Below are 14,905 nucleotides of genomic sequence, written 5' to 3'. Positions count from 1 at the left end.
ATGGCCGGGTACGCGCCGGACGGGCCGGGCCTGCTGCGCAACTTCGTCGGCGGTGAGTTCGTCGACGCCGGGCGGCGGTTCACCAAGCGCAGCCCGGTGACCGGCGAGCCGGTCTTCGAGGTGGTCGAGGCCGACGCGTCCACGGTGGACGACGCGGTGGCCGCCGCCCGGGCGGCGCTGCGCGGGCCGTGGGGCCGGATGGGGGAGCGGGAACGCGCCGAGGTGCTCCGCCGGGTCGCCGACGAGCTGGAACGGCGCTTCGACGACCTGGTCGCCGCCGAGGTCGCCGACACCGGCAAGGCCATCTCCCAGGCCCGTACGCTGGACATTCCGCGCGGCGCGGCCAACTTCCGGGCGTTCGCCGAGATCGTGGCGACCGCCCCGACCGAGTCCTTCACCACGGTCACCCCGACCGGCGGCCGGGCGCTGAACTACGCGGTCCGCAAGCCGGTCGGCGTGGTCGCGGTGATCGTGCCGTGGAACCTGCCGCTGCTCCTGCTCACCTGGAAGGTCGCCCCCGCCCTGGCCTGCGGCAACGCGGTGATCGTGAAGCCCAGCGAGGAGACTCCCGCCTCGGCCACCCTGCTCGCCGAGGTGATGGCCGCCGCCGGCGTGCCGGAGGGCGTGTTCAACCTGGTGCACGGCTTCGGGCCCGACTCGGCCGGCGAGTTCCTCACCCGGCACCCCGGCGTCGACGCGATCACCTTCACCGGGGAGTCGGCCACCGGCAGCGCCATCATGCGGGCCGCCGCGGACGGGGTGAAGGCGGTCAGCTTCGAGCTGGGCGGCAAGAACGCCGGGCTGGTCTTCGCCGACGCCGACCTGGACGCGGCGGTGGCCGGCTCGGTCCGGTCCAGCTTCACCAACGGCGGTCAGGTCTGCCTCTGTACCGAGCGGATCTACGTGCAGCGGCCGGTCTTCGAGGAGTTCACCGCCCGGCTGGCCGAGCGCGCCGACGAACTGGCGTACGGCTGGCCGGCCGACGAGGCGACGGTCAACATGCCGCTGATCTCGCACACCCATCGGGACAAGGTGCTCGGCCACTACGAGCTGGCCCGGGCCGAGGGCGCCGAGGTGCGCGCCGGTGGTGGGGTGCCGCGCTTCGGCGACGCCCGCGACGGTGGCGCGTACGTGCGGCCGACGGTGCTGACCGGGCTCGGGCCGGACGCCCGGACCAACCGGGAGGAGATCTTCGGCCCGGTGGTCCACGTCGCCCCGTTCGACACCGAGGACGAGGCGTACGCGCTGGCCAACGGGACCGACTACGGCCTGGCGGCGACGGTCTGGACCCGGGACGTGGGCCGGGCGCACCGGGCCGGGTCGCGGCTGGACGCCGGCATCGTCTGGGTGAACACCTGGTTCCTGCGCGACCTGCGTACCCCGTTCGGCGGGGTGAAGGCGTCCGGCATCGGCCGGGAGGGTGGGGTGCACTCGCTCGACTTCTACTCCGAGCTGACCAACGTCTGCGTGGACCTCTCATGAGCGGGGGACAGGCGCGCGGCCGGCAGAATGCACGGGATCGTGAGCGCGAGGAGCGAGCCGGGGTTGCGAGCCCCGCAGTCGCGAACCGCCGCGAGCGTCGTGAGCGCCGTCAGCGAGGAGCGGGGATGACCACCGTCGACATCGAGGCCGCCAACCGGGAACTTGCCGTCGCCCGGCAGGACGAGAAGCCGTGCCCGCCCCTGCGGGGCCGGCTGCTGCCGGAGGGCGACATCGAGGCCGCCTACCAGGTGCAGCAGGTCTACGCCCGGCAGCGGCTCGGCAAGGGCCACCGCCGGGTGGGCGCGAAGATCGGGCTGACCTCCCGGGCGGTGCAGGAGAGCTTCGGCGTGTTCCAGCCGGACTTCGGGGTGCTCTTCGACGACATGGCGGTCGGCGACGGCGTCGAGGTGCCGATGGGTCGGCTGCTCCAGCCCCGGGTGGAGGCGGAGATCGCCTTCGTGCTCGGCGCGGACCTGCCGGACGAGCGGGTCACCACCGTCGACCTGATCCGCGCCGTCGACCACGTGCTGCCGGCCATCGAGATCGTCGACTCGCGGATCGCCGGCTGGGACATCTCCATCGTGGACACCGTGGCGGACAACGCCTCCGCCGGGCTCTTCGTGCTCGGCACCGCGCCCCGCCGGCTCGCCGACGTCGACCTGCGGCTCTGCGGGATGGTGCTGGAACGCGCCGGGGAGCCGGTCTCGGTCGGCGCCGGGGCGGCCTGCCTCGGCAATCCGCTGCACGCGCTGGAGTGGCTGGCCGGGACGATGGCCCGCGCCGGTGACCCGCTGCGCGCCGGGGACGTCGTGCTGTCCGGGGCGCTCGGCCCGATGGTGCCGGTCACCCCCGGCGCGGCGTACGAGGCGCGGATCTCCGGGCTCGGCTCGGTACGGACCTGTTTCTCGTCATCGGAGGGGTGTCGTGAGCGCGAGGAGTGAGCCGGGGTTGCGAGCCCCGCAGTCGCGAACGAAAGGCGGCACAGCATGACAGTCGGAGTGGCGGTGCTCGGGTCGGGCAACATCGGCACCGACCTGATGATCAAGGTGCTCCGGCTGTCGGAGTCGCTGCGCATGGTGGCGATGGCCGGCATCGACCCGGCCTCGGACGGCCTGGCCCGGGCCCGGCGGCTCGGGGTGGCGACCACGGCCGAGGGCGTGGACGGCCTGGTGGCGTTGCCCGAGTTCGCCGACGTCGAGCTGGTCTTCGACGCCACCTCGGCCGGCGCGCACCGGCGCCACCACGAGGTGCTGCGGGCGCACGGCCGGACCGTGGTCGACCTGACCCCGGCCGCCATCGGCCCGTACGTGGTGCCGCCGGTGAACCTCGACGAGCACCTGGGCGAGACGAACGTCAACATGGTGACCTGCGGTGGGCAGGCGACCGTGCCGATCGTGGCCGCGGTCGGCCGGGTCACCCCGGTCGCGTACGGGGAGATCGTCGCCTCGATCGCCTCCAGGTCGGCCGGGCCGGGCACCCGGGCCAACATCGACGAGTTCACCGAGACCACCGCGCGGGCGATCGAGGTGGTCGGCGGCGCCGAGCGCGGCAAGGCGATCATCGTGCTGAACCCGGCCGACCCGCCGCTGCTGATGCGGGACACGGTCTACTGTCTCTGCCCGGACGCCGACGCCGACCGGGCCGCCGTCGCCGCCTCGGTGGCCGACATGGTGAAGACCGTGCAGGAGTACGTCCCGGGCTACCGGCTCAAGCAGGACGTGCAGTTCGACCGGGTCGAGGCGTACGTGCCGGCGCTGGGGCGGGCGTTCACCGGGCTCCAGGTCTCGGTCTTCCTGGAGGTCTCCGGCGCCGGGCACTACCTGCCCGCGTACGCCGGGAACCTGGACATCATGACCTCGGCCGCGCTGCGTACCGCGGAGCGGCTGGTCGCCCTGCGGCGCTCGACCACGACGGAGGCGGCCCGATGACCGATCTCTACATCCAGGACGTGACGCTGCGCGACGGCATGCACGCCATCGCGCACCGGTACACCGTGGACCAGGTACGCACCATCGCCGCCGCGCTGGACGCCGCCGGGGTGGCCGCGATCGAGGTGGCGCACGGCGACGGCCTGGCCGGCTCCAGCGTCAACTACGGTCACGGCGCGGCCGGCGACGCCGACTGGATCTCGGCCGCCGCCGAGGTGCTGACCAGCGCGCGGCTCACCACCCTGCTGCTGCCCGGCATCGGCACCATCGCCGACCTGAAGGCGGCGAAGGCGCTCGGGGTGACCAGCGTACGGATCGCCACCCACTGCACCGAGGCGGACATCTCCGCGCAGCACATCTCCTGGGCCCGGGAGAACGACATGGACGTCTCCGGGTTCCTGATGATGTCGCACATGAACGACCCGGCCGGGCTGGCCGCCCAGGCCAAGCTCATGGAGTCGTACGGGGCGCACTGCGTCTACGTCACCGACTCGGGCGGCCGGCTGCTGATGTCCGACGTGGCCGAGCGGATCGACGCGTACCGGCAGGTCCTCGCGCCGGAGACGCAGATCGGCATCCATGCCCACCACAACCTGTCGCTCGGCGTGGCGAACAGCGTGGTGGCCGTCGAGCACGGCCGGATCCTCGGCCCCACCCCGGCCGGCCCGGACGCCCCGCCCGGGCGGACCGTCCGGGTGGACGCCTCGCTGGCCGGCATGGGCGCGGGCGCCGGCAACGCCCCGCTGGAGGTCTTCGTCGCGGTCGCCGAGCTGCACGGCTGGAAGCACGGCTGCGACGTGTTCGCGCTGATGGACGCCGCCGACGACATCGTCCGTCCGCTCCAGGACCGGCCGGTCCAGGTGGACCGGGAGACCCTCTCCCTCGGTTACGCGGGGGTCTACTCCAGCTTTCTGCGGCACGCCGAGCGCGCCTCGGCGAAGTACGGGGTCGACGTCCGCTCGATCCTGGTCGAGTTGGGCCGCCGCCGGATGGTCGGCGGCCAGGAGGACATGATCGTGGACGTGGCGCTGGACCTCGCCGGCAAGGAGGAGCCCTCATGATCGGACCGGACATCGCGGGGATCGCCGAGAAGCTGGGTACGGCCGCCGACACCGCCACCGCGATCCCACAGCTCGCCGCCGAGACCGGCCTCGACGTCGACGCCGCGTACGCGGTGCAGACCGCGCTGGTGCAGCGCCGCCTCGACCGGGGCGAGCGGCTGGTCGGGCTGAAGATGGGGTTGACCAGCAAGGCGAAGATGGCCCAGGTCGGCGTGGACGAGGTGATCTGGGGACGGCTCACCGACGTGATGCGGGTGCCCGACGGTGGGACGGTCGACGTGGCCGACTTCATCCACCCCCGGGTGGAGCCGGAGGTGGCGTTCCTGCTGGACCGCCTCCCCGAGCCGGGCGAGCCGGTCGCCGCGTTCACCGACGCGGTCCGCGCGGTCGCCCCGGCGATCGAGCTGATCGACTCCCGGTACGCCAACTTCACCTTCTCGCTGCCGGACGTCGTCGCCGACAACACCTCGGCCGCCGCGTTCGTCGTCGGTCCGTGGTCGCCGGTGCCGGACGGGCTGGACAACCTCGGCGTGCTGCTGGAGGTCGACGGGCGGGTGGCGCAGGTCGGCTCGACCGCGGCGATCCTCGGCGACCCGCGCCGGGCGCTGGACGAGGGCCTCAGGCTGGCCGGCCGGCACGGGGTACGGCTGCGTGCGGGGTGGGTGTTCCTCGCCGGCGCCGCCACGGCCGCGGTGCCGCTGCGCCCCGGCGCGCACGTCCGGGCCGTGGTGGAGAAGCTCGGCACCGCCTCGCTGAAGGCGGCGGCGTGACCGGGGCCGGGGTCGTCGCCGGGAAGGCCGTGCCGCGCGGGGCCTTCCCGCACGTCAAGGTCGCCGGGGGCTTCGTCTTCGTCTCGGGTACGTCGTCGCGCCGCCCGGACAACTCCTTCGCCGGCGTGGCGGTGGACGAGTTCGGCACGACCGACCTGGACATCCGGGTGCAGACCCGGGCCGTGATCGAGAACATCCGGGACCTGCTGCGGTCGGTCGGGGCCGACCTGGCCGACCTGGTCCAGGTCACCAGCTACCTGGTCAACATGAACGACTTCGGTGGCTACAACGAGGTGTGGGCGGAGTTCTTCGACGCCACCGGGCCGACCCGGACCACGGTGGCCGTGCACCAGCTCCCGCATCCGCACCTGCTGATCGAGATGCAAGCCGTCGCCCTGCTGCCCCAAGGAGGTCAGTCGTGAGTGAGATCGCCGAGCCGTTCAGCTTTCCGGGGTGGATCGCTGACAACCAGCACCTGCTCAAGCCGCCGGTGGGCAACAAGGAGATGCTGCCGGGCAGCGACGACTTCATCGTGATGGTGGTGGGCGGCCCGAACCAGCGGACCGACTTCCATGTCGACCCGTACGAGGAGTTCTTCTACCAGGTCAAGGGCAACATGCACGTCAACCTGATGCTCCCGGAGGGGCCGCGTACGGTGCACGTCCGCGAGGGCCAGATGTGGATGCTGCCGCGTAACACCCCGCATTCGCCGCAGCGGCCGGAGGCCGGCTCGATCGGCATGGTGATCGAGCGGGTACGCGAGGAGGGCACGCTGGAGAAGTTCCGGTGGTACTGCCCCGAGTGCAGCCACCAGGTGCACGAGGTGGAACTCCAGGTGCGCGACATCGCCGCCGACCTGCCCCCGGTCTTCTCGGCGTTCTACGCCGACGAGAAGGCCCGTACCTGCACCAACTGCGGCGCGTTGCACCCGGGCAAGGGCTGATGCCGGGGCCCGTGGTGGACGTGCACACGCACGTCGTACCGAAGGGGTGGCCGGACCTCGCCGGGGCGTGCGGCGGGTCCGGCTGGCCCTGGCTGCGGGTGGACTCCGAGCGCGCCGCCATGATCATGGTCGGGGAGACGGAGTTCCGGCCGGTCGGCGCGGAGTGCTGGGACGCGCGGACCCGGCTGGCCGACATGGCCGCCGACGGCGTCGACGTGCAGGTGGTCTCGCCCACCCCGGTCTTCTTCAGCTACGACCGCCCGGCCGAGCAGGCGGTCCGGGTGGCCCGGATCTTCAACGACCTCACCCTGGCGGTCACCGCCGCCGGCGGCGACCGGCTGGTGCCGTTCTGTCAGGTGCCGTTGCAGGACCCGGACCTGGCCTGCGCGGAGCTGGACCGCTGCCTGGCGGCCGGGCACGCCGGGGTGGAGATCGGCAACCACGTCGGCGACCGCGACCTCGACGACGCCGGCATCGTGCAGTTCCTGACCCACTGCGCGCGGGTCGGCGCGCCGGTCTTCGTGCACCCGTGGGACATGCCGGGCGGGCCGCGGCTGGACCGCTGGATGGCCCGCTGGCTGACCGGGATGCCGGCCGAGACCCACCTGTCGGTGCTGGCGCTCATCCTCGGCGGCGTCTTCGACCAGGTGCCGGAGACGCTGCGGATCTGCTTCGCGCACGGCGGCGGCAGCTTCCCGTTCTGGCTGGGGCGGGCCGACAACGCCTGGCACCGCCGCGGCGACCTGGTACGCGGCGCCTCCACCGCCCCGCCCAGCTCCTACGTCGACCGGTTCTGCGTCGACTCGGTGGTCTTCGACCCGGCCGCGCTGCGGCTGCTGGTCGACACCATGGGCGAGGACCGGGTGCTGGTCGGCAGCGACTACCCGTACCCGCTGGGGGAGCGGCCGGTCGGGCAGGTGGTCCGGAAGGCGGACTTCCTCACCACCGACCAGCGCGACAAGCTCCTCTCCCGCAACGCCCTGCGCTTCCTCGGCCGGGGCTGACGGTCGTGTCGGGCCGCGCGCGTGGCGGCCCGGCACGGCAGGATGGTGGCATGGCCGAGCCGCACGACCTGACCGCGCTGGACCAGGCCGCCGCGATCCGCCGGGGCGAGCTGTCCAGCGTGGAGCTGGTCGAGCACCATCTGCACCGGGTCGACGGGCTCGGCGACACGGTCGGCGCGTTCGTCACCGTCACCCCGGAGCGGGCGCGGGAGGCGGCCCGGGCCGCCGACGCGGTGCCGGTGGACGAGCGCGGGCCGCTGCACGGCGTACCGACCGCAGTGAAGGATCTGACGCTGACCGCCGGGGTGCGGACCACGTTCGGCTCGGCCGCCTTCGCCGACTTCGTGCCACCGGTGGACGCCGACGTGGTCCGGTTCATGGCCGCGGCCGGGCTGGTCAGCCTCGGCAAGACCACCACCTCCGAGCTGGGCTGCTCGCTCTACTCGGAGGGGCTCGTCGCGCCGCCCGCGCGTAACCCGTGGCACCTCGCGTACACCGCGGGTGGGTCCAGCGGTGGCGCGGCGGCGGCGGTGGCGGCCGGGCTGGTGCCGGTGGCGCAGGGCTCCGACGGCGGCGGCTCGCTGCGCATCCCGGCCTCGCTCTGCGGCCTGGTCGGTTACAAGCCGAGCCGGGGGCTGGTCTCCGGCGGCCCGCTCGGCTTCGGCGCGTTCGGGCTGCCGACCAACGGCCCGCTCGGCCGGACCGTCACCGACGTGGCCGCGCTGCTCGACGTGCTGGCCCGGCCGGTGCCCGGTGAGCCGTACCTGCCGCCGGCCGCGCCCGACGGCGGCTACCTGGGCGTCGCCCGCGACGCGGCGCCCGGGCGGTTGCGGATCGGCCGGTTCATCACCCCGATGCTCGCCGACGAGCCGGTGCACCCCGACTGCGTGGCCGCCGTCGACCGGGCCGCCGCGCTGCTCACCGCGGCCGGCCATGAGGTGGTCGAGGTGCCCGCGCCGCTCGGCCCCGAGGCGTGGCCGCTCTTCGAAACCATCTGGTACGTGCTGGCGCTCTCCCCGGTGCCACCCGAGCGGGAGAGCGAGCTGCTGCCGCTCACCCGGTTCCTGCGCGCCCGGGCCGCGGCCGTCGGTGCCGGGCAGTTGATGGCCGCGCTCGGTGAACTCCAGGCCCAGGTACGCCGTGGTGTGCGCCGGACCGCCGGCTGCGATCTGCTGCTCTGCCCGACGCTGGCCGCGCCGCAGGCGTCGGTGGGCGCGTTCGCCGCCCTCGGCCCCGCCGAGGATTTCGACCGGCAGCGGCGCTTTTCCCCGTACTGCGCCATTTTTAACGTGACTGGCGACCCGTCTGTTTCGCTTCCGGTCGGCCGGACCGGTGACGGCCTGCCGGTCGGGGTTCTGCTAACCGGCCGGTACGGCGACGACCGGACATTGATAGCCACTGCCGCGCAGGTAGAGCACGGCTGTGGCGGATGGGATCAGCACCCCGCAATCTGGCGGGCGGTCGACTCCGCTAACGTGAACAGCACAAGCGGAGTCGGGCGCTCGTCGTAATGATCGTTCACCCGACCCGGAATTCCTGGTCTCTATTTCCGCCTGGGGGCGTTGGGATTGTCTGTTACCGAGACGTTGCTGGTCTTCGTCGGCATCCCGGCGGCTGCGGTGCTGGTGATCGCCGGGCTGGCAGCCGTCGGCGGCGGTGGCGGCGGTGGTGGTGCCAAGCGCTACCGGCCGGGCCGGGCCTTCGACTTCACTCCGGTCTGGTTCCTGGGCCGTCCGGAGCAGCTGGCCGACTCGGCCGGCACCGCGCTGGCCGCCGGGGCGCAGGCGCCGGCGCTGACCAGCCGCAAGCAGGAACTGGCCGGCCGCGAGGCGCCGGCCGCTGGCACCGGAGGCGCAAGTGACCGTTGGTGAGACGCACGCCGTGACCGAGGCGGGCACCCCGCCCCAGGTGCTGGACGGGCCCTTCTCGACCCGTCAGCTGCTCCGCATCGACGAGGCGCTCCGCCTGGCCGACCAGGGCACCGGGCTGGTCTTCTCGGTCTACGTGGGCGGCTTGGGCGGCCTCGACGAGCCGATCCGGGAGCACGCCGAGCGGCTGCACCGGCAGCTCGCCGAGCCGGACAAGTCCGTGCTGATCGCGGTGTCGCCCAACCAGCGGCAGCTGGAGATCGTCACCGGCCGGTACGCCCGCAAGCGCATTCCGGACACGTACGCCAAGCTCGCCGCGCTCTCCATGGTGGCCTCCTTCGGCGGTGGCGACCTGGCCGGCGGCATCATCCAGGGCCTCGACCAGCTCGCCAGCCACGCCGGCAAGGGCTGAGCCCGCTCCCCGTACGACGAAGCCCGGTCCGCGAACTCGCGGGCCGGGCTTTTCGTCGGTCTGGTCAGCGCGGCCAGGCGGACGGGTCGAGCCGCATCGGCCACGGCCCGGCCACAACGACGGGGCCGGCGCGGGTGCACACCCACGCCGGCCCCGGACTGCCGCGTCAGGCGCTGCGAGCGTCCCGGGCGCGGGCCTTCAGCGCGCGGACCACCCCGTCGCGACCCTCGGCCACCAGCCGGCGCAGCGGGGCCGGGTGGCCGTCCCGCGCCAGCCACCCGTCGGTGGCCGCCACCGTGTCGTCGTCCACGAGGTACGCCGGGTAGGCGAGCTGCGCGAACTCCTGCGCCGGCTCGCTGTCCCGGCTCGCCCAGACCTGGTCCACCGTGGCGAAGTACTTCTCCCGGTACGGCGCCACCAGCTCGACCTGGGCCGGGTGCGTGAAGCCCTGCAGCAGCGCCCGGTTACGCCAGTTCGGCAGGGCCTCCGGGCCGGTGAGCTGCGCCCACACCGCCGCCTTGTTCTCCGCCGTCGACACCAGGGCGTGCGCGTACGCGGCCTCCCGCTCGCCGCTGGCGGTGCGGTCCTTGGCGAGTTCGGCGTCCACCTCGGCGGCCCCGGCCGCGCCGTTGGCCACCAGCGACTGGAGCACCGTCCAGCGCAGCTCGGTGTCCACGGTCAGCCCGGCCGTCACCTCGACGCCTTCCAGCCAGCCGCGCAGCGTCGCCAGGTCCTCGTCGGAGCGGGCCGCGGAGGCGTACGCCCGGGCCCAGGCGAGCTGGAAGCCGCTGCCCGGCTCGGCGGCGGCCAGGGCCGTCCGGGCGGTACGGGCCAGCTCGGCCCAGCCCGTCGGCGCCCACGCCGGGTCGGCGTAGAAGGTGAGCGCGGTGGTCGCCTGGCGCAGGGTCGCGGTGACCAGGTTGATGTCCGTCTCCGCGGGCAGCCCGGCCAGCACCAGCGCCACGTAGTCCCGGGCGGACAGCTCGGCGTCCCGGGTCATGTCCCAGGCCGCGGTCCAGCACAGCGCCCGTGCCAGCGACGACTCGAAGCCGGCGATGTGCTGCACCACGGCCGACATGGACCGCTCGTCCAGCCGCAGCTTGGCGTACGTGAGGTCGTCGTCGTTGAGCAGCAGCACGTCGGCGGCGGGCGTGCCGTACAGCGCGGACAGCTCGGTCGCCTCACCGGTCACGTCCACCTCGACCAGCTCCCGGCGGACCAGCCGGCCGTCGGTCAGGTCGTAGAGGCCCACCCCGATCCGGTGGGTACGCAGCGTCGGGTGCCCGGCCGGCGCCTCCTGGCGGACCACCACCCGCTCGTACGTGCCGTCGGCGCCGATGGTGACCTCGGGGCGCAGCGTGTTGACCTGCGCGGTCTCCAGCCACTGGGCGGCGAACTTGCGCAGCTCCCGGCCGGAGGCCGTCTCCAGCTCGGTGAGCAGGTCGTCGAAGGTGGCGTTGCCCCAGGCGTGCTTGGCGAAGTATGCCCGCAGGCCGGCCAGGAACGGCTCCTCGCCCACGTAAGCGACGAGCTGCTTGAGCACGCTGGCGCCCTTGGCGTAGGTGATGCCGTCGAAGTTGACCTCGACGGCCTCCAGGTCCGGCATCTCGCAGTAGACCGGGTGGGTGGAGGAGAGCTGGTCCTGCCGGTAGCCCCAGTTCTTCCGGATGGACAGGAAGGTCGTCCACGCCTCGGTGAACCGGGTGGCGTGGGTGTTGCACCAGTGGCTCGCCCACTCGGCGAACGACTCGTTCAGCCACAGGTCGTTCCACCAGCGCATGGTGACCAGGTCACCGAACCACATGTGCGCCAGCTCGTGCAGGATCGTGTTGGCGCGCTGCTCGTACTCGAAGTCGGTGACCTGCGACCGGAAGATGTAGTGCGACTCGGCGTGCGTGACGCAGCCGAAGTTCTCCATCGCGCCGGCGTTGAAGTCCGGCACCCAGAGCTGGTCGTACTTGGGCAGCGGGTAGCGGACGCCGAACTGCTCGTGGAAGAAGTCGAAACCCTGCTTGGTGATCAGGAACAGGTCGTCCGAGTCGAGGTACTGCGCCATCGAGGCCCGGCAGAACACCCCCAGGTCGATGCCGTCGTGGCTGTCCCGCACCTCGTGGTACGGGCCGGCGCAGAGCGCGGTGATGTAGGTGCTCATCCGCGCCGACCCGACGAAGTGGACCGTCTTGAGCGCCTCGCCGGCCGGCTCCTCCCGCTCCACCGGCATGTTGGAGATCACTCGCCAGTGGTCGGGGACGGTCGCGTGCCAGGTGTAGACGCTCTTCAGGTCCGGCTGGTCGAAACAGGCGAAGACCTTCTGCGCGTCGGCGGTCTCGAACTGGCTGTAGAGGTAGGTCTCGCCGTCGACCGGGTCCACCGTGCGGTGCAGCCCCTGCCCGCTGTTCGAGTACGCGAAGTCCGCCTCCACCACGAGGACGTTCTCGGCCGCCAGGTCGGGCAGGGACAGGCCCTTCTCGGCCGACCAGCCGGAGACGTCGATCGGCGTCCCGTTGAGCGTCGCGGAGCGCACCGAGTCCGCCGCCGCCTCTATGAAGGTGGTCGCCCCGGGCTCGGCGCAGCGGAACCGGACCTCGGTCACCGAGCGGAACGTACGGCCCGTGGCCTGCACGGCGGTCGACAGGTCAAGGCTGATGTCGTACCCGGTCACGTCGAGCAGGCGGGCCCGCTCGGTGGCCTCGACCTGAGTCAGGTTGCGCACTCCCGGCACTGTTCGTCTCCATCCCACTCTTCGTCGCCGCGTGCCCGCGGCCCAGGCCTCGCCGGCCCCGCCCGTGACGGCCGGTCCGGATCCGAGTCTTCCATGCACGGACCCCCTTCGGTGGCCGAGGTCACGCTCTCATTCCGGTACCGGTCGATGCCGGTCGGGGTGAGGATCGGGGGTGAGGCGCCGGTGTTCCGGCGCGCCGAGTCGTGAAGGGATAGCGCCGTGACCGAACGTGCCGCCGTGGACATGTGGTTCGACCCCCTCTGCCCCTGGGCGTGGATCACCTCCCGTTGGCTGCTGGAGGTCGAGCAGGTCCGGGAACTGGACATCAACTTCCACGTGATGAGCCTGTCCGTGCTCAACGAGGGCCGCGACCTGCCCCCGGAATACCAGGACCTGATGAAGAAGGGCTGGGGCCCCGTACGGGTCTGCATCGCGGTCGAGCAGGCGCACGGCGCGGAGACGCTCGCGAAGCTCTACACGGCCCTGGGCACCCGGATCCACCTCGGCAAGGAGCCGCTGACCCGGGAGACGCTGGTCGGTGCGCTGACCGAGGTCGGGCTGGACCCGGTGCTCGCCGACGCGGCCGAGTCCACCGCGTACGACGAGGCGCTGCGGGCCAGCCACGAGGCCGGTATGCGGCCGGTCGGCACCGACGTCGGCACCCCGGTGATCCACGCCCCCGGCCCGTACGGCGACAAGGTCGCCTTCTTCGGCCCGGTGATCACCCCGGCACCGAAGGGCGAGGCCGCCGGCAAGCTGTGGGACGGCGTCCTGCTGGTCGCCGGCACCCCCGGCTTCTACGAGCTGAAGCGCACCCGCGAACTGGGCCCCATCTTCGACTGACGTACACCGAAGGGCACCCTGTCGACGCCTCCGGCGGCGCAGGGCCCCGCTTCACCCGCCCCGACACCCCGAACCCCGCGCCGTCCGGCGTCACCCGGACGGCGCGGGGCTCGTTTCACCCGGTGTCCTGGCCGGCGGCCCCTGCGGGCCGCAACCCGGCAGCTCCTGGAGGCAATCCCATGGGTAAGCACCGCCGCATGCCCGACGAGGCGCCGCAGACGGCGACCGAGGACTCCGGCGCCACGTACTGGTCCGTGGCGGACGGCGACTGGCCTGCTGTTCGGCCGTCCCTGCCGGCCGAGATGGTCGACCTGCTGGCCCCGCCGATCGTGGTCGGGGTGGCCCGGGTGGTGGCCACCTCCCGGATGACCCCGCCCGCCGACGCGGACCTCCCGGCCCGGGGCGCCCGCCCGACCCCGGCCGGCCGTCCGGCAGCGGGGACGACGACGGTACGCCTCGCCGCGTCCGCCGGGTCCCGGCCGGCCACCCCGGCTCCGGGCGGCCGGGCAGCCACCGGCCGGCACCGCGGGCGCAGCGCCTGATCCGGTGGTTGACCGGGAGCCCCGGCGCCACCGGAGGCGTTGACAGGGTGCCCTTCCTTTCATCTGGTGGAAGCGGCCAGGGTCCGCACCGGCGGGGTGGGCGGCGCGGGTAGCGTCAGCGGGCATGACGGTCGTGCATCCGATCGCCCGGGCCTGGATCACCACTGGCGGCACCGGCGCGCAGAACTACGACGAGTTCGCCGACGACGCGGAGATCACCGCCATCGTCGAGGCGAATCCGCACAGTGCCCTGGGCATCGAGATGCCCCACCGGGCACCGGACAGCCTCGGGAAAAACTTCCTCGACGCCCTGCCCGACGCGGCGGCGCGGCTCGCCGAGGCCAAGGCGGACGGCAGCTACACGCCGGCCGAGCAGGTCGTGGTGCTCTACCGGATCAGCGCGCCGGGGGAGGAGACCGGCTACGGGCTCTTCGCCATGGTCGACACCGACCAGATCTCCACCCGGGCCGACGAGCCCGGCCTGGTGATCCGCAACGAGGACGTCTTCATCGCCAAGGTGCGGGAGCGGGTCGCCCTGGCCGAGGCGCTGGGTCACCTGCTCTCACCCGTACTGCTGCTCCAGACCGGGCGGGGCGACGAGCTGCACACCGCGCTCGCGGCGGCGACCGAGGCGGCCGGCGCGCCCGCCGCGACCGACATCGACCAGGCCGGTCGGACGCACGCCATCTGGCTGCTCGGCCCCGGCCCGGCGCAGGACGAGCTGACCGCCCTCGCGGGCGGCGGCGAGCTGGTGGTCGCGGACGGCAACCACCGCAGCCTGGCCGCGCAGACCGGGAAGTTCCCCCGCTTCCTCTCGGTGATCACCACGCCCGCCTCGGTCGCCATCCAGCCCTACAACCGGCTGGTCAGCGAGCTGACCACCACCCCGGCGGAGCTGCTCGACCGGCTGCGCGCCGCCGGCGCGCAGGTCACCCCCGTCGAGGGCCCGGTCGAGGTCCCGGCGGCCGGCGGCACCGTCCACCTCTACCTCGCCGGCCAGGCGTACGCGGTCACCCTGCCGCACGCCGACGGCGGCCGGCTGGAGAACCTGGACCACGCCCTGGTCGAGCGGCTGCTGCTGCGTGACGCGCTCGGCCTCGACCCGGGGGACAAGCGGATCACCTACGTGGGCGGCGACTACCCGGCGAGCTGGCTCACCGGCGAGGTCGACGCCGGGCGGGCCGAGCTGGCGATCCTCGTCGCCCCGGTGACCGTCGACGACTTCGTCGCGGTCAACCTGGCCCGGGAGAAGATGCCGCGCAAGAGCACCTGGTTCACCCCGAAGGCGCGGGCCGGCCTGGTCGTGGCCGAGCTGCCCCGGTGACCCTGT

Annotated in this window: 15 protein-coding genes; 14 read left to right on the top strand and 1 reads right to left on the bottom strand. The window is 73.2% G+C overall.

The genetic code is table 11. The features are described 5' to 3' along the window. From GA0070621_RS17720 to GA0070621_RS17670, 11 genes are all read left to right on the top strand, one after another. A complete protein-coding gene (locus tag GA0070621_RS17720; RefSeq protein ID WP_091197159.1) occupies positions 1-1,482 on the top strand; it encodes a 2-hydroxymuconic semialdehyde dehydrogenase in 1,482 nt (493 codons plus the stop codon). Between the two features lie 125 nt (positions 1,483-1,607). After that, complete coding sequence (locus GA0070621_RS17715) at positions 1,608-2,423, top strand: 2-keto-4-pentenoate hydratase (RefSeq protein WP_091197157.1); 816 nt, start codon at positions 1,608-1,610, stop codon at positions 2,421-2,423. A gap of 45 nt (positions 2,424-2,468) precedes the next feature. Beyond that, positions 2,469-3,410 (top strand): acetaldehyde dehydrogenase (acetylating), encoded by a 942-nt coding sequence (locus GA0070621_RS17710; protein ID WP_091197155.1) that lies wholly within the window; start codon positions 2,469-2,471, stop codon positions 3,408-3,410. Then, complete coding sequence (gene dmpG, locus GA0070621_RS17705; protein ID WP_091197153.1) at positions 3,407-4,471, top strand: 4-hydroxy-2-oxovalerate aldolase; 1,065 nt, start codon at positions 3,407-3,409, stop codon at positions 4,469-4,471. The genes GA0070621_RS17710 and dmpG overlap by 4 nt, the downstream gene beginning before the upstream one ends. Next, the gene (locus tag GA0070621_RS17700; protein WP_091197150.1) at positions 4,468-5,241 is read left to right on the top strand and encodes a 2-keto-4-pentenoate hydratase; all 774 of its coding nucleotides are present in this window, start codon (positions 4,468-4,470) and stop codon (positions 5,239-5,241) included. Before dmpG ends, GA0070621_RS17700 begins: the two co-directional genes overlap by 4 nt. Beyond that, positions 5,238-5,663: a RidA family protein gene (locus GA0070621_RS17695; protein WP_091197146.1), complete on the top strand. Its 426-nt coding sequence runs from the start codon at positions 5,238-5,240 to the stop codon at positions 5,661-5,663. The genes GA0070621_RS17700 and GA0070621_RS17695 overlap by 4 nt, the downstream gene beginning before the upstream one ends. After that, entirely contained in the window at positions 5,660-6,184 is a 525-nt protein-coding gene (locus GA0070621_RS17690; protein WP_091197144.1) for a 3-hydroxyanthranilate 3,4-dioxygenase, read from the top strand. The genes GA0070621_RS17695 and GA0070621_RS17690 overlap by 4 nt, the downstream gene beginning before the upstream one ends. Continuing rightward, a complete protein-coding gene (locus GA0070621_RS17685) occupies positions 6,184-7,188 on the top strand; it encodes an amidohydrolase family protein (RefSeq protein ID WP_091197139.1) in 1,005 nt (334 codons plus the stop codon). The genes GA0070621_RS17690 and GA0070621_RS17685 overlap by 1 nt, the downstream gene beginning before the upstream one ends. A 50-nt stretch (positions 7,189-7,238) precedes the next feature. Then, entirely contained in the window at positions 7,239-8,699 is a 1,461-nt protein-coding gene (locus GA0070621_RS17680; RefSeq protein ID WP_091197136.1) for an amidase, read from the top strand. A 57-nt stretch (positions 8,700-8,756) separates the two neighbouring features. Next, positions 8,757-9,059: an aa3-type cytochrome oxidase subunit CtaJ gene (gene ctaJ / locus GA0070621_RS17675; RefSeq protein WP_167667016.1), complete on the top strand. Its 303-nt coding sequence runs from the start codon at positions 8,757-8,759 to the stop codon at positions 9,057-9,059. Further along, positions 9,046-9,468 (top strand): DUF5130 family protein, encoded by a 423-nt coding sequence (locus GA0070621_RS17670; RefSeq protein WP_091197131.1) that lies wholly within the window; start codon positions 9,046-9,048, stop codon positions 9,466-9,468. Before ctaJ ends, GA0070621_RS17670 begins: the two co-directional genes overlap by 14 nt. A 166-nt stretch (positions 9,469-9,634) precedes the next feature. Here the strand turns inward: GA0070621_RS17670 and pepN are convergent, their stop codons facing one another. Beyond that, entirely contained in the window at positions 9,635-12,181 is a 2,547-nt protein-coding gene (gene pepN / locus GA0070621_RS17665; RefSeq protein ID WP_091197129.1) for an aminopeptidase N, read from the bottom strand. A gap of 252 nt (positions 12,182-12,433) precedes the next feature. On the opposite strand from pepN, the gene GA0070621_RS17660 reads away from it, so the two are divergent. The 3 genes from GA0070621_RS17660 (at position 12,434) to GA0070621_RS17650 (ending at position 14,899) form a co-directional block, all read left to right on the top strand. Beyond that, positions 12,434-13,033 carry a mycothiol-dependent nitroreductase Rv2466c family protein gene (locus tag GA0070621_RS17660; protein ID WP_167667642.1) on the top strand — a complete coding sequence of 200 codons (600 nt, stop codon included), beginning with the start codon at positions 12,434-12,436 and terminating at the stop codon, positions 13,031-13,033. A gap of 179 nt (positions 13,034-13,212) precedes the next feature. Next, a complete protein-coding gene (locus GA0070621_RS17655) occupies positions 13,213-13,575 on the top strand; it encodes a hypothetical protein (protein WP_091197122.1) in 363 nt (120 codons plus the stop codon). A gap of 124 nt (positions 13,576-13,699) precedes the next feature. Next, positions 13,700-14,899 (top strand): DUF1015 family protein, encoded by a 1,200-nt coding sequence (locus GA0070621_RS17650; RefSeq protein ID WP_091197119.1) that lies wholly within the window; start codon positions 13,700-13,702, stop codon positions 14,897-14,899. Positions 14,900-14,905 lie beyond the last annotated feature (6 nt).

Origin of the sequence: Micromonospora narathiwatensis (genome assembly GCF_900089605.1) — a bacterium.
GTDB lineage: Bacteria > Actinomycetota > Actinomycetes > Mycobacteriales > Micromonosporaceae > Micromonospora > Micromonospora narathiwatensis.
This window is presented reverse-complemented; position numbering and strand designations above follow the sequence as displayed.

What these genes read in the sequence shown, in the direction of transcription:
- GA0070621_RS17655 (WP_091197122.1), top strand. Translation starts at nt 13,213, where the DNA reads ATGGGTAAGCACCGCCGCATGCCCGACGAGGCGCCGCAGACGGCGACC.
- GA0070621_RS17685 (WP_091197139.1), top strand. Translation starts at nt 6,184, where the DNA reads ATGCCGGGGCCCGTGGTGGACGTGCACACGCACGTCGTACCGAAGGGG.
- GA0070621_RS17700 (WP_091197150.1), top strand. Translation starts at nt 4,468, where the DNA reads ATGATCGGACCGGACATCGCGGGGATCGCCGAGAAGCTGGGTACGGCC.
- GA0070621_RS17720 (WP_091197159.1), top strand. Translation starts at nt 1, where the DNA reads ATGGCCGGGTACGCGCCGGACGGGCCGGGCCTGCTGCGCAACTTCGTC.
- GA0070621_RS17660 (WP_167667642.1), top strand. Translation starts at nt 12,434, where the DNA reads ATGTGGTTCGACCCCCTCTGCCCCTGGGCGTGGATCACCTCCCGTTGG.
- GA0070621_RS17650 (WP_091197119.1), top strand. Translation starts at nt 13,700, where the DNA reads ATGACGGTCGTGCATCCGATCGCCCGGGCCTGGATCACCACTGGCGGC.
- GA0070621_RS17710 (WP_091197155.1), top strand. Translation starts at nt 2,469, where the DNA reads ATGACAGTCGGAGTGGCGGTGCTCGGGTCGGGCAACATCGGCACCGAC.
- dmpG (WP_091197153.1), top strand. Translation starts at nt 3,407, where the DNA reads ATGACCGATCTCTACATCCAGGACGTGACGCTGCGCGACGGCATGCAC.
- GA0070621_RS17715 (WP_091197157.1), top strand. Translation starts at nt 1,608, where the DNA reads ATGACCACCGTCGACATCGAGGCCGCCAACCGGGAACTTGCCGTCGCC.
- GA0070621_RS17680 (WP_091197136.1), top strand. Translation starts at nt 7,239, where the DNA reads ATGGCCGAGCCGCACGACCTGACCGCGCTGGACCAGGCCGCCGCGATC.